Consider the following 25,095-nt stretch of genomic DNA (forward strand, 5'->3'; position numbering starts at 1 on the left):
GGCCCCGCGCTCTCGCTTCGGGCGGCGAGAGGTTTCGAGCGAGAGGGCGTGGTGGCGCGAGGGGGGTCTGCTGACCGCCTTCGCCCGGTAGTTACTTACCGGACGGAGGTTCGAAGTGTCGGACTGGTCAAGCGTGTCCGAATCGAACTGCAGGGAAATCGAGGGGCGAAGAAACTGCATAAACACTGGATTTGGGCCGGCCCAAGGTCCCCGAGTTTGCTGGTAACTGCGTCGGCTCAGTCTCCGTCCGTCTGGGATTCCGAGATGAGGACGGAACGTGTTGATGAGGTAGCGCTTGAGCTGCCTCAGTGGTGCGATCTGTGCCGCCAAGTGGTAGAATGGAGAGGCTTGGCTGAACCTAGGAGCCGCTGATGCGAACTCGTGCGCGGCCCGATTAGCACACAGGCCGTGCCACGAGATAGAGCGAGTGGGCGCGGTCTGCGCCCTTCCGGGGAGAGAGAGAGATGCATTTCACTGAATACTGGTCTATCGTTGAGCGCAGCCACACTATCCAGAACCCGATATCGCCGGAAAAGCTGGGGCTTCTGGCGGACTACTGCCGGGTAAGGGACGGGGCGCGCGTATTGGACGTGGGAAGCGGTAAGGGATGGCTTCTATGCACGTGGGCGAAGGCGTGGCAGATTGACGGCACGGGGCTGGAGGTCAGCCCGTGGTTTGTGGCGGCGGCGCGCCAGCGCGCGGAGGTGGAGGGCGTGGTTGACCGCCTGAATTTCATCGAGGGGCCGGCGCTCGATTTCGCGCCTCAGCCGGCGAGCTACGACGGGGTTCTGTGCATCGGGGCCTCGTTCGCGTTGAACAACTTCGACGAGGCGGTGGCGTGGATGCGGCGAGCGGTGAAGTCTGACGGGGTGCTCGCCATTGGCGAGCCCTTCCTCAATCGGCCCCTGCCGCCGGAGGTCGCCGCCCTCGCCGGGCCTGAGGCCGCCCAGTGGCGGAGCCTAGCAGGCACGGTAGCGGCGCTGGAGGCCCACGGCCTGGAGCTGTGCGGGCTGATCACGGCTTCGCCAGACGATTGGGACCACTACGAGAGCCCCCACTGGCTGGCCGCCCGCGAGTGGGCGGCCGCTAACCCGGATCACCCCGAGCGCGAGGAGCTCCTCCGGGGGGTGCGCCGGGCACGGGAGGCCTACTTCGGCTGGCAGCGCGACTACCTGGGGTGGAGCATCTTTGTCGCGGCGCCGGCTTAGCCGACGCCGGAGGATGCCCCTGGCCAGCAGGGAGGCCGCCTCCTCAAGCCGCTCAGCCGGGGACATCATCTCGGGGTCCAATGGGTTCGACATCTTCCCGCTCCTCGCCGCCGCCAAGGCTATGGCGGACAAGCCTTGCCAGTCATCACGACTCAGACCTGGTGGTGCGAGGGGGCCTGCTGACCGCCTTCGCCCAGTAGATACTTACCGGACGGAGGTTCGAAGTGTCGGAGTGGTCAGCGTGTCCGAATCGAACCCCGGAGCACCAGGCCTCAACAAGCCCGTGCAAACACCGGATTCTCCACATGTGTGGACGTGGTGGCGGACTTCGACGCCGGAGGGTTTGTCGGCGGACAAACGGTACCGGAATCCAGGCGCGCGGCAGTCCGCCGTTGCTACTCGGAGCAAGATGCCGGCACGACAGCACCTTCCGTCCGTCATCCTCCGGGACCGATGCCGGGGGGTGAGTGTGTTATAATCGGGCATTCCAAGCATACTTGGAGGCTCGCGGCGACGACGAGGAGAGCCAGATCCTGCGGCAATCAGGAGGGGCAAGGTGGTTCACGACAGGTTGAACATCGAGGAATGGATCTCGCGCTTCCCGCTAGCTCAGGCCCGTCGTGAGGCTGGCGACTTCGTCGAGCGAGAGCGACTCCAAAGCCCGGAGGACTATCCGAACGAGGACGCAGTTGAGGCACACATCGCGCTGATGTCGCCCGGCGGCGAGATAGTGTGCAGTCCAGGTGACCTGGCCCTGGCGGAACAGCTTCGAAGAGAGGCCTTTGCCGAGCAGCAGATCCAGGGGGTCCCGACAGACATCTTCGTCTTCGGCCGCGGCGAGCCCAACCAGCGTGAAGCAACGAAGGTGGGGGGACTGCCCTACTGGTCAGCGTCTCAGGACTGGCCATCCTCAGCCGAGGGACGGGCCCTCACCTTCATCGGGCAGATCTGCTTCGCGGACTCGCGGGACATTGTCGGCAAGCTGCCGGGCGATGTACTCCTCATCTTCGGGCCAAAGGACAGCGAGTACCTCGACCCGGATGAGTCGGAGCTGGAGTTCTTCTGGCGCGACATGGGCGACAGTGACCTGATCGGGCCAGGCGGGATGCCTCAGTGCGAGTTCGCCATCCCGCCTTCGTACGGCGTCATCTGCAGAACGTTCGACTACCCTGGCGCGGGGCCACTACTCGGACGCTATCGTGAGGCCGAACTCCTCGCCGTACTGGAAGGCACGAAGATCGGAGGCGTGCCCCGGTGGATTCAGGATCCAGAGTCGCTGCCTGGCAGGTTCTTGTGTGCGCTCGGCTCGCTCTCCTTCTCAGCCGATGCGCCCTATCCGTTCGTCAACATGCCTGAGCCCGTCGCAGACGCGGACCTGCACGGGCCGATGTGGGGCGACATGGGGAGCCTTTACGTGTTCCTCGAAAGAGGGGAGGTCCTGCACGTCATTGTGCAATGCTATTGACCATCGCGAAGATAATGGGGATCGCCAGCGGCGACTCCTCCACTACAGACGTGTGGGAAGTGCCTAGAAGGCATCTCGTCCTACTCGGGGATGGAATCGAAACCCGAGAAGGCCGACCCCCTAGAAAGTCGCAATAATCCGCCCGCCGTGCGCTCAACACACCGGCCTGGGCGGAGACCCCCATCGGACGGGAGTTCGAAATGGCAAGTGGTCAGCGTGTTCGAATCGAACCCCGAGAAAACCGAGGGTCGAAAAACCCGCATAAACACTGGATTCTCTACCAACGGACGGATTGGCAGAAGTCCGGAGGTTTCAGAGAAAGAGAGGCCCGAAGGGCCGTTTTGGGCGTCCGAAGGGGTCGAAAAAGGGGTGATCCGGCACGGGAATCACCAGAAGTGCCGCTTGGCGAAAGCGCGGCCCGATCCGGATTTCAGATATCGTTCAAACGCGCTAGCTCGGCCTCGATTGTCGAAACCGACTACTGCTACGATGCGCCACGGCACGTACCTCGACGTATGGGGCGACTTGCCAGCGTTATGCTCTTTGAGGCGTTCCTCCGGGTCCGATGCCAGTCCAACGTACCGCTGCTGCGGATCGCGCACGCTTGCAAGGAGATAGACGCACTTCACGGCAAGGCCCTCCTCCGCCGAGGCTTCGGCGGGCACCAGCCTTCGTCGGAACCACGGCTTGCCAGCCGCAGCTTCAGCGAAGGCTGGTCGAGGAAAACGACCTGAGATCGAAACATTCTCTAGCTGTGGACGAGGTCGGCGTTTCGATTCTCACCCGGTAGTCCGCGTGGGAATCGAACCGTCTCTCCAGTCCGACGGGCAAGCCTGAATGGCAGCCCGAGTTCCGTCCTCGCGTCCGCGCCTACCATCGCCTCAGTATCCGGCGGGCGCAGTACGCCATCTGGGCAGTCAAAGTGGTGTCCCAAGCCGACTTAGCACGGACAGCGTGTCCGAAATCCCAGGCACTGAACCGCTGGCCCGCATACACGGACCAGGGCTATCCATTGGCCACTAGAACCACTTTGCCGGCGTGTCCGCCGCGCTCGAGCAACTCGTGCGCGCGATAGGCCTCCAGCAACGGGATGCGCTCCGCGATCACCGGCTTGATCTTGCCTGTTGCCGCCGAATCCAGGAGCTCCGTCAAGGTTTCACGGTACCAGTCGTTGTGCATGTGCGGGAACTTCATCATGTTCGGGGACAACAGTATCCGCTTACTGTCCGGAATGAGCTTGAGCAGGAAGACCGTCAGCAGGCTGAGTGGAATGACCTTCATCCCTGCCTTGGATGTCGCAACACTGCCAAGTGGCACCAACCGTCCACCTTTGCGCAGGACTCGGTAGGAGCGCCAGAGTTGCCGTGCACCCCCGATGGGATCGAACACTGCATCCACCCCATCGCCGGTCAGGTTGCGGATGCGCTCGACGAAGTCTTCTGTGCGGTAGTCAATAGGTATGGCTCCGAGCGCAGACACTAGTTCGTGATTGTGCTGGGACGCCGTGCCGTACATTTCTAGCTCGGCCAGCTTGCCAAGCTGGAGCAGAGCGGTGCCCAGGCCTCCCGCCGCACCGTGGATCAGGACCCTCTCGCCGCTGCGCACGCTGGCGGTCTTGTGTAGGTACAGGTGTGCGGTGAGGTAGTTCACAACCAGGGCGACGGCCTCGGCGGGATCCAGGCCCGAGGGGACGGACACCAACTGGCTAGCGGGCCGGCAGATGAACTCTGAATAGCCGCCGCTATCGCCGAAGGTCCAGCCGGCAACCCTCTGCCCCGGCTGCGCAGTTGACACCCTGTCGCCCAGCTTGTCCACCACGCCCACTATGTCCTCGCCCGGGGTGAAAGGCACGCGCGGATTCCCGGGGAACGATATTGAGCGGATCATGAGGTCGTAGGCGGAGACTCCAGCGGCGAGGACCTTCACCCGGGCCTCGCCGCGCCGTGGTTCGGGAAGACCCTCCTCTATGACCTGTAGCACGTCCGGCCCGCCGCGCTGTTTCACGATGATGCGATGATTCCTGACCTGCTTCATGCGAATCCCTTCGGCGGAATCGGTCTCGCTGGCTACTGCCAACGGTCGGGCGCCTCTGCTCCCTCGCTATCCATCGGGTGGGTACCACATCGAGCTTGGCGGCAGGCCGTGCCGCTAGCGTCCGACATCTGGATAGCAAGAACGAGACCTCATGGCGGATCTCAGCTTAATCCTGTTGCAGGGCGCACGGTGATACAAGTCCGGCCTGAGTCTCAGCTACCAGGTGTTGTTGAGGTTCAGCATTGGTGGGACAAATTCGGGGCTGAAATAAGCTGCAGGCCCGCTGTCCCTGCTCTTGCATCTTGTTCCGTCCGGGCGAGCCTTCGGGAGTGCTCGCGCCTGGCCACAACGCTCCCCACCCGCAAGCGCTTTTCTCCGCGCCAGTACGCCTTCCCTGTGGGCGGAGGAGACATCGGGCGGGAGGAGCGGCGAATGGGGTTGGCGGTGACGGGTGCGCGGGGTGGCATGTGACTCGTGCGGAGGATGAATGCCGCCTCATCCATCCCGAAGTGCACCTCAGCATTTGTTCGGTTCCTGCGGAGGACGCACACTTCAACGGATACCGATACGGTCGCGTACGCGGGGAATTATTGCATACGGGTCGAGGACCCAAACAGGCTCGCCCTTGTCGTCCTCGCGCACTACGGGCATCTCGTCGTTGTTGATAGTGGCGGCAACCTTGGGCGCTTCGGTATGAATACGGATTTCGCTGGGATGTGTGCCAAGGTCTTGCCAGACCTTCACCCGCCAGTGGACGCTGCTCCAGAAAGGCCGAAAACCAGCGTCTATTCGCAGTTCGAGCGTGCCGTCCGGGGTCTGAGTTACCGCCAGTTTGCCAAAGGGAAAACGTTCCGTTTCAACCCGGGCAATGGGCGTGTCCAACTCAAGGGGAAGCTGAAGGGCGGGTTGGGGCTGATACGCCACGTAGGTTCGCGACGGTGCGGCGGAGAGGAGCCAGACGGTTTCGCCGGACTTGGTTTTCAGGCATGCGTCGTGGGTATGCAGTTCGCTTGCGCCAACCGCCATTTCTGGCGATTGAAGATGGCGGGGCGTGGTCTGGTCTTTGCCGTTTGCGCGCCGCAGGAGATACCTTTCTTCGTAACAGTGCCATTTCATTTCCAGACTGCGCCCAGGCCGCCCGTAGCGAATATGCCGAACGAAACCATCGGCATTCTCTCTGACCTTGGCCTTGAGCATGATATCCCGGAAATGCTCAAATGAACCGTATTCGGCCGCATCGCCCATTTCGACGACAAAGCCGCTGCGGGCTTTTACCCACTCTTCGTCAGAAATCCCTTCGATGCTATCGCCCACATAGTTGTCCTGATAGAGTACAAGTTGGCGAGTCCGTTCTTCGATGGTGGTATTGCAAGGGCCGCGCAGAGGCGTGGCTTCAAGTGGTCGAATGCCAACATAGGTGTCGCCGTCACAAATGAACCACCAGTCACCGGGTTTGAGTTCTAAGGGCAGGTGGATAACTGGATCGCGGTTGACAAAGAGGCCCTCAAGCCCCGGTTTCCAGCGGAAGAGGAACATTGCAGCCGACACGCGATGTATCTTGTCCGCAACCGGCTGAATGTCGTTGGGGCCGCGGTTCCGTCCTGAATAGGTGAAGAGCATCGTGTTCCTATGCTGAAGCACACCCGCGCGCCCCCACTCGCTGAACTCCCGCATCCACGGCCCAGGCAAACCCGACCATTCGTCCTTGACGGGTTGGCTGGGATTGTTTTCAAAGTAGAGTTCGGTGCGGTCGAGGAAAGCAGCGCCGTTGAACACGTAATGCGGGTAGAGCGCCGCGAACCGTTTGGGACTGCCCAGAGGGGCATCTGCATCGGCCCGACTGTCGTTCCACCAAGCGGAGGCGTAAACCATGCATGCAGAGGCTTCGTACGGATGGTTGATCGAACCTATGGCGTATTGTCCGGTCTGATAATTGACAATTTCGCCCAGGACAGGTTCCGGCCTTTCGTCCGTCCAGCCCGCCAATTTCGGATAACGGTTCATCCACGGGATGAGTTGCACCGAGCAGCGCAATTCGTTGGGAAAGCGTTTACGCCAAGCAATATCCTGCAGGTACGCGGGCAGATCCGGCACCATCCCCTCAACGTCATCGAGCGGCCAACGGCCACCCGTGGCTTTCAGCCGCCAGACGCCCCAGTCGAAGAACTCGTTGATCCAGATGGGGTTTTCGACTCCCGTGGCGAATTGAAGGCGGTCTCCGCTCGTGCCCAACCATGCGCCCGGCGCCATGCGGCTGCCAGGCCCGGTGATTCGTTCCACCACGGGCGACCAGGTGAGGAATCGGTTTATCCAGAGCCTTTCCGCAATCATGCGGGCCATCCGAGCCAGTTCCGGATCACGGAGAAAGGCCTTCATCGCATCATAACCGTTGGAACTGCACCAATGACCTTCGAGCACATTAAACTCGGGTATATCGCCGCTCAAATTCAGGTTTTCTAATTCGCCGCGGAGGCCCCAGTAGGTAGCATCCCGGACAGCGAGGTTACCGGTGACCTCCCATGTCAACGCCAAGAAGCTCAGATAATCGTGTGCGTTTGCGCCATTGTACCCCGGAGCATGCATCCACAGAGTTGGTTCCACATCGGCGGTCTCAGGGCGGAAAGCCAGAAGCACATCCTTGATGGCTTGGTGTGCTTCCGGTGTCAGCCTTTCGCCGATGCGTAAGACAAGGATGGCGAGTGGAATCAATTGCGTTTGATATTCGCATACCTCTTTGGCGGGATGCCTGCGGTTCGGATCGCGCCAAGCCGCTTCGATCTCCGCTTGTTCTTTCCGGCAGAACTCGACGATCTCACGATTAACCGCTACAACATCCACAGGGTCGCCAACCAGCAACCGTTCGAACTGCGTTAACTTCGGGTAGTCGAGGCGACCAGGATTGCTCTTGTAGATATTGCCGCGCATCCGGTGGCGCAAGGCTTCCCATCCGCAGGCCACGGTTCCGTTGAGGAAGCTGTCGAAAGGCTCCTGGATCATTTCCCTGACATCCGGATAGGGCGGGTGGGCTTGTTGCGGGTGCGCCAGCGCAGGTATCCAAACGTCCCAAACGGCGGGAAGCAGCAAAAGCGAGAAGAGAGCCTTTCTGAATATGTTTTGATTGGCGCACATAACGTTATCTCGGCCAAACTGGACTCGTTCTGGGGCGCCAGTTCATTTCTGGGGCGTTTCCCTTCGCCCCGGGAAGCAGGAACATCCCGCTGAGCTCTTGTCCCGTTCTCGCGGAGGACGCACAGGTCCGAATCTGAAGCCCTTTTCCCCGCGCTAGCATCCCTTCCCTGTGGGCGGAGGAGACATCGGGCGGGAGGAGCGGCGGATGGGGCTGCCAGTGACGCTGGCGCGGGGTGGCGTGTGACTCGCATGGAGCAGGAACGCCCGCTCAGTCATCCAAGAGTGCAACATGCCAAATGTCCCAAGAAAGCGGAGGACGTACACCTAGCACGCTTGCACTTGCTGGACTTTCCGATCTATAGCGAGTGCGAGGACAGGAGTTCAGCTGAAGCTGGTCTGCAGGGCACCGCCTCTGCGTACGACCGTCCACAAGGTGCGGGCCTGCGCACTACCTGTTGTGCAGCCGCATTCGCACAGCAAGCACCGGCGGGATCTCAGGCACATCATTCCAGGAGAAACGGAAGCTCCGCGAGTCGCCTGTGCGTCCCTCAGCCGGCTCCTCCAATCCGTCTACCACGAAGCCCTGCTCGAAGCCGGCTTTCAGGAGCTGGCCGATGGGCCGGTGGAAATAGAGCTGAGGCTCGGGTTGCCCGAGTATCGCCTCGCCTCTGGTTGTGATGGCCGTCAGATAGCCGATGATCTTCATGGAGGTTTGGAACACGAGTCGCCCTTCCTCATGCACCTCTTCCGCGACCTTGAAGGCGTAAGGGGAGTTGAAGCACGGATGCATCACCGTGAACACAAACCGTCCCCTCGGCTTGAGCAACTTCGACAGCGCGCGCATGAGCGGGTCAACGGCCGTCATATCCATCAGCACCATGGTGGCGACAGCGGCGTCGAAACACGCCGAACCCAACGCGAGCAGCGCGGACTCACTGGTGGCGTCGACCACATGGTACTCGACGTTCGTCAGGCTTGAGGGTGTGCGTTTGCGAGCCCGTTGAATGAAACGCTCGCTGAAATCGCAAGCAACCACGTGCGCGCCTGCTTCGGCCATCCGTCGAGCAAATCGCCCGGCGCCGCAGCCGATGTCGAGGACGGCCTCGCCTGACTGCAACCCGAGCAGGCGCTCCGTCACAGGAATGAGCACGTCATCTTCCAGAGGAGAACCTTCGCCCTTTCGGTCATCCCACCACTCGGCATTGGCGTCCCAGATGCGGCGAGCCTCGGCGTTGATCTCGTCGAACCCTTTCGTCGATTGGCTCATCCCGCGATCTCCTGTTGCGTCTTCCCTGTTTCGGCAGTCCAGGCACCGCAGAGCCAGGCACGTTATCTCCTGAACCATTGCGGACTTGCCCTCCGCGTAGGCTTCCCGGTCGGCGCTGTGCTGCTCGCAGAGTGACCGCTTCAACTCGCTTAGCCTCAACACCCATTCGGGGTGCACCAGCAGGTAATCCCGAAAAGCGACCTGCCTCTTCAGCTCCTCGGATTCACGCGGGCAGACGTACAAGTGATGTGGCGGCAAACGCACGCTCATGCCCGGGTCCTCCAGCTTGAACGCCTCTCGACCCTGGATGCCCAGGTCGCCCTGGTGGCGATACCCCAACTCGTCGAGCAGTGCCTGCACAATCTGGAACATACCGCACTCGATTACAGCGACGATGTCGATGATCGGCTTCGCCGTCATTCCCGGCACCGCCGTACTGCCCACGTGCTCGATGCCGAGGCAATACGACCCCAGCTTCTCAGCGACGAGTTCCCTGATTTGCAGGAACCATGAAGGCCATGCCGGGTCGTACTCGCTGACCAGAGTCACAGTCGATGTCGGTCCTCAGATAGCATGAAATGAGAAGGGCGTCCAGGCCCCTTGGCGCTAGAGTGCTGCGGGCCTCTGGCGGGCGTTGATGCAAGCTGACGCCCCGGCACAACGCTCCCCACCTCAAGTGCTTTTCTCCGCACCAGCATCGCTTCCCTGTGGGCGGAGGAGAAATCGTCCGGAGTGACGTTCTTGAGCGCCTCGTGGCAGTGCTCCCGGTTATAGTACTCCACGAACTCCCCGAGCGCCCGCCGCAGTTCCTCCGGGCTCATGTACAACACCAGCGTCACCTCGTTCTTCATCGTGCGGTGCCAGCGTTCGACCTTGCCGATGGTCTGCGGGTGATGCCCGCGCGCCCGAATATGCCGCAGCCAATGTGCCCGCAGTAACTCCGCCATGGTGTTGGAGATGTAACCGCTGCCGTTGTCGGTGAGCCGCCCGCTCAGGCGAACTCCTTTAGCCAGCAGTTGTGCGTGAAGAGCTTCCTGAATCCGAATGAGAGGTAGAAGGGCCTGTCCGTCCCGACGTAGGCCACCGTTGCGCCCAGTTCGCCACACCTGCGGATGCCTTCGAGCACGCAGGCTTGACCCAGGCCGCGCCGGCGGTAGTCGGGGTCGGTCGCCACGGGCTCGACGTAGCCGAGCCGGTTCACCGGATCGAACCACATGCCGCAAAACGATACGAAGTCCCCCGTCGGGGCCACTGCGACGATGGCAAGATCCTTGCGGTAGTGCGGTCCCGACTGCATCTTTTTTCGGACCTCGATCCCGTCTGCCGGCGGCTCACCCGGATGGTTGAAGCCGCGGTGCAGGCAGCGATCCCACTTGCGTAGGTCATTGCCGTCGGCCAGGCTCTGGAGGCGGAAACCCTCGAGTACGCTGGTCTCCGCGAAGGGCGAGGGGATGACGAACTGGGACATGGGCCGGTGGGAGCTAGGGTCCTTCTTGTAGCCGCTGTCGGCCACGACCTCCTCGAACGCGCCGTCGAAGTCATTCACATAGGCCCGCAGACGTCGCTTCCCGTCCTCGCCCCGGACCGACAGATGATCTTCAGCATACTCCAGCATGTCAGGCTTCAGGTGGGCGTAGTCGCGATGCGCGTTGAAGAACGCTTCCCCCAGACGCAACTCGTACGTGGCTACACCCACGATCCGGCCCTTGTCCTCCCAGATGCCGATGTTGCCGACCGAGGCCTCGTCGAACCACGGGTGGGTATACGCGTACTCCCAGATAGGCTGCAACCAGTTGCCGTCCCGGTTTTCCGGCTGGTACAGGCCAATCAGGAAGTCGGAAACCGCCTCATAGTCCGAACCACGACTGAACGCTCTTCGACTCATCCCAACCCACCTTCGATCACAAGCGGAGTCTACCGGATTTGGCTTAAGCTGCTCCCATAGATGACACCAGGTGGCGTTTCATCGTCATCTGGTATGATCGCAAGCTCGGTCGCTCCCTTACTTGGCAACTCACGCGCCCAGGAACTCTTGTCGCAACAGATCTCCCTCGTTGACGCACCGCTGGGCGGCCTGCGCGTCGGAGCGGATCACCGGCACCAGCCGGGCCCGATCCTCGAGCTTGGGCTCCGCGAGGAGCAGCAGCAGACGGCTGGCGCCATGATAGAGATCGAACGCACACATCATCAAAGGAAGCACGTCGGCCTCTCTCTGGGACAGTCGCGCTCGGGCCTGGAAGCGCTGAAAGAGATGAGCGTTACGCGCGCCACTGCGGCCCTGGAGAAACAGACTCGCTGCACGCGCAAAATCCGTCACCCGAGGCTCAAGGGAGTAGCAATCAAGGTCTAAGACCACCGCGCCCTGCCTATCGACCACGATATTGCTCGGCCAGAGATCTCCATGAGTGACGGTGTGCGGCATCTCGCGGACTCCGGAGCTTACGAGCAGATCCTCGAAATCGGTAATGGCTCGCTCCAACTCAGAGACGAGGCTCGCAAACTCTGCCGCGTTGATACCCAGAGGCCCCTCGGTCCGGGCGCGTTCGATTACGCGCTGTTGCCTCGCGAAGGAGGGCACCTGGTCGAGAGGCACTACCCATGCCCAAGGCTTTCGCTGACGGTACTTCCGGGCGCAGGCCACGATTTCCGGCCAACGTTCGTCGGACTTGAGCTGGTCAGCGCATGCGACCCAGTCGCCCTGCACGGCGGCCATAATCGCCATGTCTTCCGCGCGCTCGGCTCGGCCGGGCCTTCCCTCGACCCAGGGGAACAAGGCCCACAGCCGTTCCCGCACTTCCACCAGAAGCTGTCCGTTTTTGGCGGCAACTGGCACCGGAGTCCGGAGGCCAAGCTCGCACATCAATTCAGTCAGCAGGAACTGTGCGCGAAGATCGTCGGGGTGCGCGCAGGGATTGAACTGGCGCAGGGCGAAAGCTCGGCCGCTCGCACACACATGGAACGCGCCGTGTGTGGCCTCGAGTTGCCGCAGAGCCGGGTCGCCGCGAAGATCGTATTGCCCGAGGGCGGCTCGTGCTTGCTCGGCTATGCTCACCTGTGTTGAGCGTCAGCGATCTTGAGACAAATCGGGGTGAATTAAGGAGCACTTTGGGTGTTCCTGCCCCGAGATTCTCACGCTTCCCCGCTGTCCTGCCATAGTGCTCTCGCCTCGCCACAACCCTCCCCATCTCCCCCGCCTTTCTCCACGCCAGCATCGCTTCCCTGTGGGCGGAGGAGACATCGGGCGGGAGGAGCGGCCGAATGGGGCTGGTGTGACGCTTCCATCTAAGGCAACCCCCGAAGGCCGCGAGACGTGTTCCATTGCGGTCTGACCAAGCCAATTATCCCGTTCTTCGCGAAGGACGGGCCAGGACCTGGACATCGCTATCAGACGGTCGAGGAGGACCTCGGACGGTATCGCGCGAATGGCTTATGGGCATACGGATAGCCTGGACTGACGTCCAACGAGGAGGCTACTTTGAGATACACTTTTGCCACCTTGGTCTTGCTGACTTGCTGCGCTGCCGCGTTGGCACAGCCGACGGTCATCGGGGACATCGAGCCACATCCGGTTTTCGCCGGGAGGACTGCCCTGGTGACCCTGCGCGCGGCCGAGCCGGGGTGGGAGATCACCGCCGCGAAGGTATCAGTGCGCGAAGAACCCTCGGTGCAAGCTTCGTTGAACGACTCAGGCGCGTCAGGAGACGAGATGGCGGGCGACGGCATCTGGAGCATTGCGGTGCCAGTCCCATCTGACGCGTCGGCCACGACGTACCACCTAGTCTTCGAGGCGGAGCTCCGAGGAGCACAGACTACTCGGACCGCGACTACCACAGTGGACGTAGTCGTGGCCTCTGGCGTTACCATCGTCAGCCCTAAACCACAGGAAAGGATCGCTGGTCAGGTAGCCGTCAAGGCCGACCTGAGTGCGCCGGCATCTGCCGGCATCATCTCTTGCCGCATAGGCGCCTCTGATCTGACGCCGATGACGCGGCAGGCGGATGGCTCGTGGACTGCCTCGGTTGACGTAACGGATGTCGATAACGGTTTGCAGCCGCTGACCGTCTGCGCATCAGGATCCGACCCCGCGCAGACGGGAGAGGAGAGGGCCGACCCAGCCGCTGGGATTGGGCCGGGCAGCAGCTGGTGTGCACATCAAACCGTCATCGTCGCCAATCCCTATGTGTATTGCTGGGGCGACTTACACGCGCACACCTCGTACTCAGACGGCGTGCTCACCCCTCGAGATGCCTACACTCACGCTCGCGATGTATCGAGACTGGACTTCTTCGCGGTCACAGACCACGGGGAGGCGCTGGGCGCGGAGGAAATGGCCGATGTTATCGCCCAGGCTGAGGCCGTCAACGAGGACGGGAAGTTCGTAGCCCTCTACGGGGTGGAGTGGACAAAGGGGATTGGCCATATCAACTACTTCATGGAACCTGACCACAACCTCTCGCTCGCACTCCCCGGCTTCTGGCGGCAGGTGAGCGAGATGGGGGCTCTCGCACATCTCAACCACCCGGGAATAAACAATTTCAACAACCTCGCTTATGATGCCGACGCCGACGCAGCCATCTTCGGCGTGGAGACAAGAAACGAGAATGAGGAGCTGGCCTATATCGGGCTGCTGAACAACGGGTGGCATCTAAGTCCGACCGGCTGCCAGGACAAGCATGATGCGACATGGGGGGAAGGGCCGCACTGGACCGTGGCGTTGGCGCGATCCCGCACCAGAGCAGGAATCCTCGAGGCCCTCGCCTCAAGGAGAGTCTACAGCAGTTACGACCGCAACATGCGCCTCGCGCTGTCGATCGATGATCGGGACATGGGTAGCCGTCTCTCGGGGCCGGCAACCGACTACACGGTGACCGTCTCGGTTAATGACCCCGATACGCAGGACGCAACTTCCCTCATTCAGGTCTACCTGTATGGGAAGGTCGCCAGGGAAATCGACGCCGACGCTGCAACCTATACAGGCACGGCGGGCCTGGCTCTCGAGCCTGGGCGTCACTACGTCTTCGTGAAGGTCACCCAGGCAGACGGTGACAAGGCGTGGTCTGCTCCTATCTGGCTATACCTCTATCCGACGCAATAGCCCCGACGAGTCCCTGCTGCTGGGCGAGATGTCGCTCCTCAGATAGCATGAAAGGAGAAACGTATCCGGGCCCCCTGGCGGTAGAGTGCCGCAGATTGCTCCCAGGAGACGACGCCGGGCCACTACGCTCCCCACCTGAAACGCTTTTCTCCGCGCCAGGATCGCTTCCCTGTGGGCGGAGGAGACATCGGGCGGGCGGAGGGGAGGATGGGGCTGGAGGTGAGGGTTCCACGGGGTGGCATGTGACTCGCGGGGAGCAGAAATGCCTGCGGCGGTCAGGCGGCGTGAGACCGCGTGTCATTCTCAAGCGTGATTGAGGCCATGTCCCAAAGGCGCGAAGCCGTCTACCGCGGTATCAGTTCTAGCTCTGCGGCCCACTGCCTCGAGCGGCTTTAGCTTCTTCAGTTGCTGCGGTGACGGCAGCAAGGCCTCGATCTCCTTTTTGAGTTCGTTCTCCATCCCGGGGCCGAAGCCGATGTGGACCTAGCGGATCACGCCTTTGGTGTCGACGATGTAGGTTGTCGGAATCGGGCGGATCTTGTACTTTCTGGCTATTGTGGCTCGGTCATCGCTCACCTGCCAATATGTCAGCTTGTTGTCCTCGGCGAACTTGCGCACTCCCCGCGCACCGCCACTCTCCAGTGCGATCCCGATGACGACCAGGCCCTTCTCCTTATACCGCTTCCACAGCTTCTCGAGCTCCGGCACTTCCCGGCGGCACGGCGGACACCACGTGGCCCAGAAATCCAGGAGCACGACGCGGCCGCGCAGGTCCCTAAGCGCAAACTTCCTGCCCTCGATGGTCTGGGCAGCGAAATCCGGCGCCTGCGTGTTCTTCGCGAGCGCGGCGGACCCCCGTGCAGCCATCAACCACACAATCCCCGCTATGGCCGCGATCACTACTGCAAGGACAACGGGCAGCTTGATCCTCATCTTCCTGCCTTTCGTGCCGAGTCCGTGCCGTTCCGTCGTCAGGGTCGGCCCTCAGCGCCTGCGCGACAAATCCGCGGGTGAACCAAGGTCCACTCCCGGTCTCCTGGGTCTTGTACGTTTCTCCACGCCAGCATCGCTTACCTGTGGGCGGAGGAGACATCGAGCGGGAGGAGTGGCGAATGGGCTGGGGATGACGGTCGCACCAGAGGCAAACGCGGAGGCGTCTCATTGGGACGTGCTGGCAGCATTCTGTCCCACAACCCGGGCCGCTCCCGCCGCCTCGCCTTAATCCGTCGGGGGCACTACGCCATCTGGGCCGTCAAACCGGTGTCCCAAGGCCACTTAACACACACAGACAGTCGCATCTGAGGCAAGTCCAGAGGTGTCTCATTGCGATTTAACAACGACACGGGGTCCGATGTCATGGCGTTCCAGTCGGCGGCGTCACCCTATGTCCAAATAGTACGCGTGTGACCGACGCCGGGTGTCATTGGTCAAGTCATGCGCCCCGAAATGAGACAAGGTGTCCAGCCGAGATGCCGGACACCCTGTCTTGTACCGTGAGCTCGTCATATGGCAACTAGTACCTTGGGGGTGCAAATACAGGCACCGTCGTGACCCCGAGGAAGCGTGGCGTGCCGTCCGGCAGCAGGCCGCCGCGGACGACGGCCGGGATGTCACCCGCCAGGCCGCCTAGCGCGGCGACGAACTGCTCCTTGTCGAATCTGAGCATGCGGTCAGGAATTCCGTCCTCGTCATGATCACCGACGCCCGTTATCAGTTCAGCCGGAAGCACGGCCAGGCCTCCGACGACGGGGTCGCTCACCGTCAGGTCGAGTGTGCCCCCGACGACGAGCGTGCATGTCGTCACGTCGATGATCCCGACGTCATACGGTGCCGGAAACTCGACAACGCCAAACATAGCCTTGCCTTTGGTCTTGTTGCCGACGAGCACCGACAGGCCCCACGACTCGGCGTCAATGAACACCTCGAACTCGTAGATGGCGTACCCGATGTTGCCTGCCACGTCATTGGCGTACACCTCGAGCGTGTGCGTCCCCGCCAGCAGCGCGAGGTCGATCACCTCCCCCTTGGTCACCCATTGCCCGTCCAGCAGTGCGTACTCGTAGTCCACGCCTGAGAGCGCGTCAGTAGCTACCCAGGTGGCGGTGAAATCCTCACTCGTGAGGTAGTTGGGCCGCAAGTCCGGGAACGTGATCTCCGGCGGCGTCATGTCGATCTTGACGGTAAAGTCGTTGGCGCTGGTCTCGACATTGCCACACCAGTCGGTGCTGAGGAGTTGCACGTGGTTCTCTCCCTCTTGGCTGATGGCCAGGTACGGAGTCTGCGCGGGGTCGGGAGTGAATTGCGGCGTCTCGCCTTCACAGGTGCCCCATACCTTCCACACGCCCGAGACGCGGAATCCCGGATTGCCGTAGTCCGTGGCCCCGGTGAGCGTCACTGTGACCGGGCTGTTGTTCCACTCCACGACAGGCTGGCCGTCAACTCGCGCCTGCTCGAAGGCTGTGACCGGGGGCGCGTTGTCCACTGTGCGGCGGAATAGGTCGATGACGGCAGGGGAGGCCCGGAACGACGTGGCGTAGGCCCAGACCGCGATCAGTGACAAGTCTCCATCCATGTCGCAGTCGCAGGAATCGTTGTCATCCAGCGCATCGGAATCCTGCGCGGCGACGGGCGTGCCCTCGTCGAGCAGGTGCGGAGGGAAGACCGAGTACTCTAGCCAACCGATGGCGTCGAATGTATTGCCCGGCTCGCTGTCGGAGGCGAACCAGTTGCCAGTCTGGTTCACTACGTACATGATGTAGAAGAGCTGTTGCTTGTTGTACGCGGTGTAGGGCCAACTGAGGTCGAAGAAATAGGCATCCATGTCCGCCCAGCCGGAATCCGGCGCGATGGGCTCGCTCTGGCCCGGGTCCCAGTATCCGCCGTTTGCGCTGAGCACCGTGTTCAGGATGGCCGCGTTGCTCGTCGGCGGATAGAGGATCGGGCCGGGCCAAAGGTCCACATACGGCCAGTTCCATTGGAAGGTGCTCCGGGCATACGCGCCCGTGAACCAGTCCTCGAGCGAGTCATCATCGCTCAGGGCATCGCCCGGGTGCATGTCCTCGTTGGCATGGGCAGGTTGCCCCATGTCCTGGACGAAGTGGATGGCGTAGCCCAGATAGGCGTAGGCATTTCCCAGATTGCCCGCCTGCCATGCATTTATGGCGCCAATCCAGAATGGGTGTATGCTCTCCCACGCGTTGTTGATCCCGGCGACGTCATTGGGACACTCGTGCATGCCCTCTTCCGGGTACCAGAAGTGGTGCCGGGTGTCGGACTCGAAGTCGTCCATCTCACACGCGGCTTCGCGGATCCAGTCCCAGTTGGGGCGCGTCTCCGCATCTTCCTCGTCGCAACACCCTACCTTGGTGTCGTACCATGCGCTGCTGAGTTCCAGTTCGGGGTAGAGGGGGACTGGGCGATCGCGCGAGATCTCCAGCGGGTCAGCGTTCGGATGGGAAGGCCCGAGCCCGAACAGTTCGGTGGCCGCTTCCGCGCCCCAGGTGTGCCCGCCGCCAGGCCAAGCGAGTGCCGTAGTCAGGACCAGCGGCACTAGGGCGACCGTCAGGCAGACGGCTATCGCCGGGCAGAGCGAAACGAGATGTCTCCTCGGCATTATGAATTCCTCCTCAGATGATAGGCACGTGGAGATCCAATAGACTTACGCCATGCTGTGTTAGGCGGACCCGCGAGCACCTGTCCGAGCGAGAGGCAATGGGACCCGGCCCCGTCGGCGTGACGATCCGGCTGGCCGGAATCACGATGGCGGCTGCCGACCACGACCTAGACCTATGCTGCAATTCAGGCTGCGACAACGACGCCCATTGGCAGCCAAGCGGCAGATGTCCGTTTCCCCGCTCAGGGAGTGGTTCCTCTTGCTTTTTTCGCATTGACTGGGATCGAATGTGAGGGCCGAGGTGTGAACCGAAGACTAACGCGACGGCGACGGCAAGACGCGGGTTCGAAAATGCGATAGTACTGCTCCGCGGCGGAATCGGAACCCTTGGCGGCGATGGGCGGACTTCGGTTCAGAATCGTCGTTTTCTCTACATGTGGGCTGATTAGGGCAAGTCCAGAGCTTTCAGAGAAACAGAGAAGCGAAACGGCCTTTTCGGGACAAGACAGGGGCGCAACAAGCGGACAGCCAGTCCGCAGCTTTTGGCGGACGCTGAACGGCGAAATCACGCGATTTGCGGGCGTGAATCGGCCGTCAGGGCATGGACGCCCTGCTACTCGATTCTGCCAGAGAGAGGTTTCGAGCGTAAGGGCGTGGTGGAAAAAACGACCTGAGATCGAAACATTCTCTAGCTGTGGACGACATGGCACGTTTCGATGTCAGGGCGTTTTGGAGTAGGGGATGCTGGAATCGAAACCCTCTCTCTGGTCCGGAGAGCCGTCTCAGCGTCGCTGGAACTCTGCAACGGGTCTAACGCGCGGTTGAAAAGGGCACAAGGTGCCGCGCCGCGTCAGGCGGGTGGTGCCGTGACCCGCATCAGCTGATTCCCACGCCGCTGAAATTCGTACGGAACAGTCTCCACGGTTACGGAGTAGCCGGCTGCCGTCAGGCGCGCGCGGACGGCTTCGACATGGCGCGATTTCCTCGCGCCCAGCTCCAGTAGCGGGAATACCCGACCCTCGGCGGCCACTCGGCAGAGCTCCTCGAGCGAGGCAACGTGGAAATCCTCGGAGAGGTGTTCGCTGTACAGGAACGGCAGGTGAGAGCTGACGGCGAGATCGAACTCGCGGTCCGCGAACGGAAGTTTGGGAAGCTCCCCGGTGACGTAGCGCTTCTGTGCCACGCCAAGGCGATAGTCCGAAAGGAAACTCTCCATCGCTGCCAGTCGCAGCCCGCCCAACTCCTCCACCGAGGTGATGGTGGTCCACACGAACTCGTGAGCGTTCTTTCGGGTCTCCTCCATGACCAAGCAGTAAGTCTCGTCGATCCTCTGTCGGATTTCGTCTCGCGAGTACTGGTAGAGCGGATCTACCGATACTACACACCCTCCGCGCCTCGTGAGCTCGGCGTTGAACGAGGCCGGGCCATCTCCGCACCCGAGGATGCGACCCTCCAGGTCGGCGCCGGTCAGCGCGAACATCGCCACATACTCGTCATATGACCGGCCCCACGGAACGACCTGGCCCAGCGTGAAACCCACGTTCGTCCCCTATCCTCGGACGCCACTCGGTTGTTGCGATATCCGAAGTCTGCCAGAGCGAATCTGGAGCATCCAGTAGGCTCTGGGGGCGCTCTACAAATCTTCATCCACCCGGAATGACCCCTCTTCACCTCACCACGCAAAGGCTCGTACCTGCAGCGCTCTTCTCCGCGCCAGGATGCCTTCCCTGTGGGCGGAGGAGACATCGTGTACCGGTCGCGGGGGCCTAACCACCACACTTAGCTCAAACCGCTAAGCGCGCACCACCCCTCGCATCACCTTCTGTTCCCGCGCCGCTCCTCTCTCCTCGCCGCTTGTCCTGGTGTGACAAGGGCGCAGTGACCTGGACGCAAACCTCTAATCTGGGCACTCGCCCCCAGGCCCCGCCCGTCATTCCGGCGGTGGGCGGTGAATTGCCTCACCGTCAGCATCCAGCAACGGGGACCTGGCTCCCCGCGCCTACTCCGCGTTCCGCGCGCATCGAAAGCCTATGCTAGGATAGCAGGCGTCGGGGTAGCCGTGGCTGCGGCTGAGCCGCGAAGTCCGAGTATGGCACGCCCTCCGGCCTCGGGACGGGTGGCTAGGCAATCTCGCGCAGTGCGGCCTCAATGTCATCACGCACGGTCTGTTCCTTCTCCTTGGCCAGCCTCTCCGTCAGGGCCTTCCGGACGGCCCGTCCACCGAGCCGAGCAAGAGCCCAGGCGGCCGCGGCGCGCGTTTCGGCGTGCGGGAGGCTCAACGCCTCCGCGAGGTACGGGATGGCAGACGCGTCTCCGCTGTTGGCCGCAGCGATTATCACATTGCGCCGAAGAGTGTCAACGCCGGCTTGCAGCGTAAACGCTGGCAGTGACGCGCGGTAGTACGCCTCATCCCCCAGGATAAGGGGTATCAGCTCAGGCGAGTCGCTCCTCTCCTCAAGCGAAAACGGGAACTGAGTTCGGGGTGACAGCCCTCCGTTCTTAGGACACGCATCCTGACAGAACCCACACCTGAAGATGTGGTTGCCTACCTTCTCTCTGTCTTCTCGCGCAATGGGATTGCCCCATAGCCACTGGCAGATGCATCGGTCCACCGCAAGCCGATAGCGTGTCTCAAGGGCGCCGGTCGGGCAGGCTTCCACACATGCTGTGCAGTCACCGCAGTCGGACGACTCAACGGGCCTGTCAACACATACCAGTTCCGCATCGGTCACTACACCCGACAGTTTCAGGTACGAGCCGAATCCATCTGCGTGGACAATGGAATTCTTCCCGTAGCTGGCGATGCCAGACCGAACGGCGGCCGACTTCAGAGGAAGATCCCGTGCAGAGGCAGCCTTGTATCCCCGATTCCTTAGGTACTCGGTGATGGCTGCCTCTCCATAGGCGGCCGCCGCGAGGGAGGCTCGAGTCCATGGCCCGAATCGTCCTCGCGGTGCCCCCGGCCGCGAGGCCTCGGGAGCCTCGAATCCGTACACATGGCAGGCAGCGACAACCACGGTTCTAGCATCGGCCAGGATGCGTCTGGGATCGAGTTCCTGCCACTCGTACCCTCTTGGGAAGGGAGTCGAGGAAGTGCACCCAAGGAGGTCGAGCCCTGCGCGCTTCGCGTGCTGTATTAGCTCATCCGTCAGCCCAACAGACTCGTGCCTCATCCTGTCGCCAATCTCCCGCGCCACGCTGATTCCCGCGGACGCCAGGGACCGGTATTCTGAGGTGCACGGTACCCCCGACAAACACCATCTGGGGCTTCCGAGGGTCTTTGCTTCGGTACCGGGACGCTGATATCCTCGGCGACATGCGTGTCTTGACCGCGTGTGGGACAGTCTGTTCCGGTTAGGCGCTCGTGAGACCGGTGTTTGAAAGCGTCTGAACCGGGCCGGAGTACGTCGTTTCCTGTAGGTTCCCGCGTCGCCGCGTCCAATCCTGGGGGCATGGATGCTCTGCAGACCGCTGTGTCCCTGATGGTGTCGGTTCTCACCAACGCTGGGACGAATCACCGGGCAAACTCAGTTGCGCTTCCGGTGTCCCTGCTCCTGCATCTTGTGATCCTGACGAGCTTGCGATAGTTCTTGCGCCTGGCCGCCAGGTGCCGGATGTGAAGCGCTTTTCTCCGCGCCAGGATCGCGTCCCTGTGGCAACAGAGAGCAGGAACTCCATTTTCATTGACCCAATAGTCGAACATCCCGAATGTCCTGAGACCGCGGTGGACGTGCACGCGGCCGCCTCTCGGGACATGCCGAAGAGGAGCGATCGCATGGTGTTCGAGTTCCACGGCACCCCTCCCGCGTGGTTGGCCGCTTTGGTGTTCGGCGGCGTCGGCGCAGCTGGCATAGCGATTGGGATTGGGGTTTGGCGCCAGGCCGTGGCGATAAGGCGCCGAGGCGTGCTGGCGGAAGCCACGGTCATTGGCAAGCGCACCTCGTCAAAGCGTTCTTGCGGAGAATCCTGTGGGCGGTTGCGTTTCGTTAAAGTCCGTTGGGAGGACGCTGCGGGGCACAAGCGTGTCGCTGAAGGCATCGTCAATCGAATCTACGAAAGCACCTCGGAAGGCGACCGCATACCCATCTTCTACCTCCCGCAAGCGCCCGGCGACGCGACGAAGCCGGCGTTTGCGTTCGTCGACGAACCGTCGCAAGTGCGCGGCGCCATGGGATGCCTCGTCTTCTCCCTGCTATTCCTCGGGGTCGGCATCTGGGCGATTGTGGCTTCGTGGATGGGCGTCTACGAGTAGTGCGCGGCCGCCAGCGGGCGCAACGCTTCGCATCCGCCCCGCCTGCCTCGGCGCGAGGCGGAAGGAGTATCGGGTGGACTTGTCGCCGAAGCAGCCAGGGCTGCCCTACGGCATTGGCCGAGTCGCTACGAACGATGACGGTGGAGGCAAACGACGCTAAATCGAAACGCTCTCTGTCTGTGGACGAGGTGCCGGATTTCGATGCCAGAGTGTTCTGGACTAGGAAACTGACCTGTGGTCGAAACGCGAGGACAAGTCCGATCCTGCTGCCGGTGACAGACTCCCTCTGTCTCTGCTAAGCGATCTCCATCTCCTCCCACCCCCGAATGAGTGGCTAGACAACGCAGCCTCACTCCGAGTTGCGACAGCCCCCTCGTGAGATCACGCCCCAGCCAACGGATCGGCTGGGGCGCGAATGAGCTGCGTCGCTACGGCGAGATGCTACCAGTTGCAGTCAGGGAGTGTACCCGTCGGTGAGGGTCCGCATAAACGCAACGATGGCATCCTCTTCGGCGTCCGTCAGATCGAGGTCCCCCAGTTCGCTGGTGTTGACGTTCGCCGCCACCTCCGGAGGCGGCCAGGCCTCGACGTCGCGGGTATTGTAGAAGTGGACGATCTCCTTTAGCGACTTGAAGTAGCCATTATGGGCGTAGGCCTTCACGAAGTCGGGAGACGGCCGCATGTCCACGTTGCGGAGCGTGGGCACCTTCACCTTGCCCAGTTCCGTGAGGTAGTCCGCCTCCGAATACCCCGCCGCCATGAGGAATCCGCCCAGCCCCAGATCGACCCAAGCATAGCCCGCCGGGTTCCATTTCCGAGGCATGGTGTAGAATGGGTTGTCAGGGTTCCGTGGCACGCCGAGATTATCGTAGGTGAAGTCCGTGAAGAGCGGTGGCTCCCCGCCCGGGCCGGGCTCGCTCGGATGACAGGCGGAGCACATTGCCTTGCCCTCGAACAGATCCAGTCCCCACGCCTCCTCCACGGTCAGTGTAGCCCCACCCTGAAGGTAGGCGTCGAACTTGGAGCTAAACGGGTTGACCTCCGCGGAGCGCTCGTAGGCCGCGATAGACCTGCCGATGCGTTCGTAGGTGCCGGCGACATCCCACATGAAATCGAAGGATCCGGGGCCCCATACCTCCTCGAACAGCGGTAGGTATCCAGACCTTGCTACGCGCAGGAGCACGAGCCGCGCCTTCGGCGAGTTCTGCTCCAACGGGTTGAGGAACGGCCCTAGCGCCTGCTCCGCCAGAGGATCACCAAGAATCCAGCCGGTAGCCCGGCCGTCCCAGAACATTCCGCCAACCCAGACCTCCTCCGCTCCATCATAGTAGAGCGATGGGCTATCGCCCCCGTAGGCGGCAGAAGGTGGCTTACGGTTGCCGGTGCGAGTATGGACGACACCGGGGTAGACAGCAGCAGTCGCGTTAATCAGCGAGTCAGGGCCGGTGAAACCGACCTGCGGCGCGTGACATGCCGCACAGGACTGTCCCGGCGGGGTGGACAGGTTCGAGTCAAAGAATAGGGCCTTGCCCAACTCCTCCATCGGGGCGAGAGACGGGCCGTTCGCATACACGATAGATGCGGACGACAGCGCTGCTAGCACAAAAGTCAGCAAGACTTGGAACAGTACGATGCACCGATAGGACCTCATGGTTTCCTCCCATTCCTGGAGTTGCCGCGTGTGTCGCCAATGCGCTCTCTCTCGCGCTAGCTTGATTTCTCTGCGTCAAGGGCATATGTCCTGCCGTCGCACCGACCTCTCTGTCGTAAACTCCATACATTGTGATAAGGCGAGCAGTCGGCGTCATCGCTGGTATGCGCTGCGTAGCTCGTAGGAACTCATTGGAGCGTAAACGAAGCCTCTCGAACCCGCCTGGTTCGGGAGGTAGGTTAGGTTTTGCCTGTTGACCGACTGTGAAGCTGACTTTAGGTTCCCAATGAGTTGTCTGGCCGTTGATGCTCCAAGATGTTAACGTGGCTGGCGTAGCGCCTGCTCGGAAGTCGCTTTGGCGCTGAGGAATGAAGACGCCGGGATCAACCTGGCCGCGGTCGCGCCCTACCCGCACCTATCGCTGGTGATCTCGGGTACCGGCATCGCTGTGGCCGGAGCGATTCGAGAGGCGGTTCGCACGCTGGGTACGGAGAGGGTCGTGTTCGGCACGGACGTCTCATCGGTGGATCCTGTGATCGCTGTGATGTGCGTGCGCCGTTCGGGCCTCAGTGAGACAGACCAAGCGAAGGTCTTCGCTGGCAACTTCCACCGACTGTGGAAATGGACCGGGGGCCGAGAAGACAGCTGAATCCGGCTATAGGTGTCGCCCGCCCGTGAGACCGCTCGGAATGCGTCGACAGCAGCCCCAGACCGTCCACACCCACCGGACTCCAGCGCGAGGTCGCGAGTCACTTCCTGCTCTGTGCGTACCTGAGTGGTGATTGTTAGAGCGACGACACAGCAGTCTCAGGATCCTTCGAAAGCCGCACATGTCATCGCAGTTCTCGGAAGTCTACACCCATCGCCTGCCGCACTTCGGTGAGTGTTCTCGCGGCCAAAGGCCGGGCCCGCCGCCGCCTCGCCTTAATCCGTGGGGCGCAGTACGCTATCTGGGCCGTCGAACCGGTGTCCCAAGCCAACTTAACACGGACAGCTTGTCCTACGGGACGTTTTACGCTTTTCTCAGGTATGCGCGAATACGGAAACAGCAACGGGAGGGCGTCACGCCCTCCCGTCGTACTGCCCGCGGAGGAGGCATGCGGTCAGCTTGCCTGCCCGACATTCCTACCTGATCGGCTTCTCGAAGTTGCAGCCGCGCTGGATGAACGTCGCCATCTGCCCGCGGGCGCAGATCACCGTCGGCCGGAACGTGCCATCCCCGTACCCGCCGGTCGGCGCGCCGAACGGTCCCCACGACGCCGCGTCCGCCAGCCGCTCGATCCACCCGTAGAAGATGTGCGTCCCGTCCACATCCAAACCACCGCCCCCGCCGCCGTCCCACTGGCCGTTGGCGCCGCGCGGGACATCGGTGAAGCTCGCC

18 protein-coding genes are annotated in these 25,095 nt (G+C 62.1%); 5 read left to right on the plus strand and 13 right to left on the minus strand.

Annotated elements, in window-relative coordinates; all coding sequences use genetic code 11:
• The first annotated feature begins 464 nt into the window (after positions 1–464).
• Positions 465–1,208 carry a class I SAM-dependent methyltransferase gene (locus tag JSV65_06010; protein UCH35906.1) on the plus strand — a complete coding sequence of 248 codons (744 nt, stop codon included), beginning with the start codon at positions 465–467 and terminating at the stop codon, positions 1,206–1,208.
• Positions 1,209–1,764: 556 nt separating this feature from the next.
• Entirely contained in the window at positions 1,765–2,673 is a 909-nt protein-coding gene (locus tag JSV65_06015) for a DUF1963 domain-containing protein (protein UCH35907.1), read from the plus strand.
• Positions 2,674–3,059: 386 nt separating this feature from the next.
• Here JSV65_06015 and JSV65_06020 read toward each other — a convergent pair whose 3' ends face one another.
• The 7 genes from JSV65_06020 to JSV65_06050 all read right to left on the minus strand — a co-directional run bounded on the left by JSV65_06020 (position 3,060) and on the right by JSV65_06050 (position 12,056).
• Positions 3,060–3,302 (minus strand): GIY-YIG nuclease family protein, encoded by a 243-nt coding sequence (locus JSV65_06020; protein ID UCH35908.1) that lies wholly within the window; start codon positions 3,300–3,302, stop codon positions 3,060–3,062.
• Positions 3,303–3,678: 376 nt separating this feature from the next.
• Positions 3,679–4,707 (minus strand): zinc-binding dehydrogenase, encoded by a 1,029-nt coding sequence (locus JSV65_06025; GenBank protein UCH36709.1) that lies wholly within the window; start codon positions 4,705–4,707, stop codon positions 3,679–3,681.
• Positions 4,708–5,259: 552 nt separating this feature from the next.
• Positions 5,260–7,836 (minus strand): hypothetical protein, encoded by a 2,577-nt coding sequence (locus JSV65_06030; GenBank protein ID UCH35909.1) that lies wholly within the window; start codon positions 7,834–7,836, stop codon positions 5,260–5,262.
• 448 nt (positions 7,837–8,284) lie between these two features.
• Complete coding sequence (locus JSV65_06035; GenBank protein ID UCH35910.1) at positions 8,285–9,652, minus strand: GrpB family protein; 1,368 nt, start codon at positions 9,650–9,652, stop codon at positions 8,285–8,287.
• On the minus strand, positions 9,649–10,050 hold the full coding sequence (locus tag JSV65_06040; GenBank protein UCH35911.1) for a transposase: 402 nt from the start codon (positions 10,048–10,050) through the stop codon (positions 9,649–9,651). Before JSV65_06040 ends, JSV65_06035 begins: the two co-directional genes overlap by 4 nt.
• A 44-nt stretch (positions 10,051–10,094) precedes the next feature.
• Positions 10,095–10,988, minus strand: a complete 894-nt coding sequence (locus JSV65_06045; GenBank protein UCH35912.1) for a GNAT family N-acetyltransferase — start codon at positions 10,986–10,988, stop codon at positions 10,095–10,097.
• A gap of 129 nt (positions 10,989–11,117) precedes the next feature.
• Positions 11,118–12,056 (minus strand): phosphotransferase, encoded by a 939-nt coding sequence (locus JSV65_06050; protein UCH35913.1) that lies wholly within the window; start codon positions 12,054–12,056, stop codon positions 11,118–11,120.
• A 522-nt stretch (positions 12,057–12,578) separates the two neighbouring features.
• Between JSV65_06050 and JSV65_06055 the strand changes: the two genes are divergently transcribed.
• Entirely contained in the window at positions 12,579–14,198 is a 1,620-nt protein-coding gene (locus JSV65_06055) for a CehA/McbA family metallohydrolase (protein ID UCH35914.1), read from the plus strand.
• Positions 14,199–14,681: 483 nt separating this feature from the next.
• Here the strand turns inward: JSV65_06055 and JSV65_06060 are convergent, their stop codons facing one another.
• From JSV65_06060 to JSV65_06075, 4 genes are all read right to left on the minus strand, one after another.
• A complete protein-coding gene (locus JSV65_06060; GenBank protein UCH35915.1) occupies positions 14,682–15,131 on the minus strand; it encodes a TlpA family protein disulfide reductase in 450 nt (149 codons plus the stop codon).
• A 580-nt stretch (positions 15,132–15,711) separates the two neighbouring features.
• Positions 15,712–17,811, minus strand: coding sequence for a hypothetical protein (locus JSV65_06065; GenBank protein UCH35916.1), 2,100 nt, complete (start codon positions 17,809–17,811; stop codon positions 15,712–15,714).
• Between the two features lie 850 nt (positions 17,812–18,661).
• Positions 18,662–19,351, minus strand: coding sequence for an SAM-dependent methyltransferase (locus JSV65_06070; protein UCH35917.1), 690 nt, complete (start codon positions 19,349–19,351; stop codon positions 18,662–18,664).
• Between the two features lie 580 nt (positions 19,352–19,931).
• On the minus strand, positions 19,932–20,984 hold the full coding sequence (locus JSV65_06075) for an epoxyqueuosine reductase (protein UCH35918.1): 1,053 nt from the start codon (positions 20,982–20,984) through the stop codon (positions 19,932–19,934).
• Between the two features lie 803 nt (positions 20,985–21,787).
• Here JSV65_06075 and JSV65_06080 point away from each other — a divergent pair.
• On the plus strand, positions 21,788–22,063 hold the full coding sequence (locus JSV65_06080; protein ID UCH35919.1) for a hypothetical protein: 276 nt from the start codon (positions 21,788–21,790) through the stop codon (positions 22,061–22,063).
• A 454-nt stretch (positions 22,064–22,517) separates the two neighbouring features.
• Here the strand turns inward: JSV65_06080 and JSV65_06085 are convergent, their stop codons facing one another.
• Positions 22,518–23,714 (minus strand): cytochrome C, encoded by a 1,197-nt coding sequence (locus JSV65_06085; protein ID UCH35920.1) that lies wholly within the window; start codon positions 23,712–23,714, stop codon positions 22,518–22,520.
• A 355-nt stretch (positions 23,715–24,069) separates the two neighbouring features.
• On the opposite strand from JSV65_06085, the gene JSV65_06090 reads away from it, so the two are divergent.
• Positions 24,070–24,363, plus strand: a complete 294-nt coding sequence (locus tag JSV65_06090; GenBank protein UCH35921.1) for a hypothetical protein — start codon at positions 24,070–24,072, stop codon at positions 24,361–24,363.
• A gap of 476 nt (positions 24,364–24,839) precedes the next feature.
• Here JSV65_06090 and JSV65_06095 read toward each other — a convergent pair.
• Positions 24,840–25,095 (minus strand): hypothetical protein (locus JSV65_06095; GenBank protein UCH35922.1); only part of this gene is annotated, 256 nt, incomplete at its 5' end.

It is taken from the genome of Armatimonadota bacterium (assembly GCA_020354555.1).
In the GTDB taxonomy this organism is placed as follows: Bacteria; Armatimonadota; Hebobacteria.

Excerpts from the sequence above, each read along its gene's own strand:
- JSV65_06085 (UCH35920.1), bottom strand. The coding sequence starts at position 23,714 with ATGAGGTCCTATCGGTGCATCGTACTGTTCCAAGTCTTGCTGACTTTT.
- JSV65_06010 (UCH35906.1), top strand. The coding sequence starts at position 465 with ATGCATTTCACTGAATACTGGTCTATCGTTGAGCGCAGCCACACTATC.
- JSV65_06025 (UCH36709.1), bottom strand. The coding sequence starts at position 4,707 with ATGAAGCAGGTCAGGAATCATCGCATCATCGTGAAACAGCGCGGCGGG.
- JSV65_06065 (UCH35916.1), bottom strand. The coding sequence starts at position 17,811 with ATGCCGAGGAGACATCTCGTTTCGCTCTGCCCGGCGATAGCCGTCTGC.
- JSV65_06075 (UCH35918.1), bottom strand. The coding sequence starts at position 20,984 with ATGAGGCACGAGTCTGTTGGGCTGACGGATGAGCTAATACAGCACGCG.
- JSV65_06040 (UCH35911.1), bottom strand. The coding sequence starts at position 10,050 with ATGGCGGAGTTACTGCGGGCACATTGGCTGCGGCATATTCGGGCGCGC.
- JSV65_06030 (UCH35909.1), bottom strand. The coding sequence starts at position 7,836 with ATGTGCGCCAATCAAAACATATTCAGAAAGGCTCTCTTCTCGCTTTTG.
- JSV65_06060 (UCH35915.1), bottom strand. The coding sequence starts at position 15,131 with ATGAGGATCAAGCTGCCCGTTGTCCTTGCAGTAGTGATCGCGGCCATA.
- JSV65_06045 (UCH35912.1), bottom strand. The coding sequence starts at position 10,988 with ATGAGTCGAAGAGCGTTCAGTCGTGGTTCGGACTATGAGGCGGTTTCC.